Here is a 953-nt window from a genome sequence, read left to right on the forward strand (position 1 = left end):
TAGGGTCAGGACCCATTGATTTCCGCTTTGCTGCGTGATTCACGGTTCGAAAATCGAGCGGTGACCATGTCTGATCTTTTCTGGCTGACGGATGCGCAGGTGGCGCGTCTTGAGCCTTTCTTGCCCAAGTCCCAGGGCAAACCACGCGTTGATGATCGACGTGTGTTGAGCGGCATTATCTTCATTAATCGCAATGGGTTGAGATGGCGCGATGCCCCTTCGGCGTATGGCCCACACAGTTGAAGGGAATCGTGGTCCCAGTGGGGCCGCGTAAGCCCCGGAAACGCCCTATAACCGTTGGAAGCGGTGGAGGTGAGTGGCAAACGCCACTGGTTCGAATGCCGCCACGAACAAGGCATCTTCGCCCGGATGATGGCCGGTCTGGCTGCCGAACACGGTGAAGAGAATACTGTGATGGTCGATGCCACCAACCTGAAGGCCCACCGTACCGCAAGCAGTTTGGGCGTCAAAAAAGGGGGCGTGGACGCCTGATTCATTGCCCGGCAGGTGCATCCGGAGGATGCTGCCGAGAGGGGTCGCACCAAGGGCGGCATGAACACCAAGTTGCATGCCATCTGCGACAGCCGGGGACGTCCGCTCAACCTGTTCATCACCGCCGGTCAGGTCAGCAATTACATTGGTGCGCGGGCACTGCTGAGCGGCCTGCCGGATGTCGATTGGCCGCTCGGGGATCGTGGCTATGACGCCGATTGGTTCCGGGAAGCGTTGAAAGACAAAGGGGTGCTCGCCTGCACCCCTGGCCGGAAGTAGCGGAAGAAACCGGTTAAGTACGACAAGCGTCGTTACAAACGGCGCAACCGGATCGAGATCATGTTCGGCAGGTTGAAGGATTGGCGGCCTGTGGCAACCCGCTACGACAGGTGCCCAAAGGTCTTCCTGTCAGCAATCGCCCTCGCAGCACTCGTTATCTATTGGCTATGAGGCCTGAACCT

Annotated in this window: 1 pseudogene; it reads left to right on the top strand. The window is 58.8% G+C overall.

Annotation, left to right across the window (positions count from 1 at the left end):
• Positions 1–66 precede the first annotated feature (66 nt).
• A pseudogene (locus ACRZ95_RS23035) lies at positions 67–942 on the top strand (IS5 family transposase).
• Positions 943–953 lie beyond the last annotated feature (11 nt).

This window comes from Ruegeria sp. AI3, assembly GCF_056541245.1.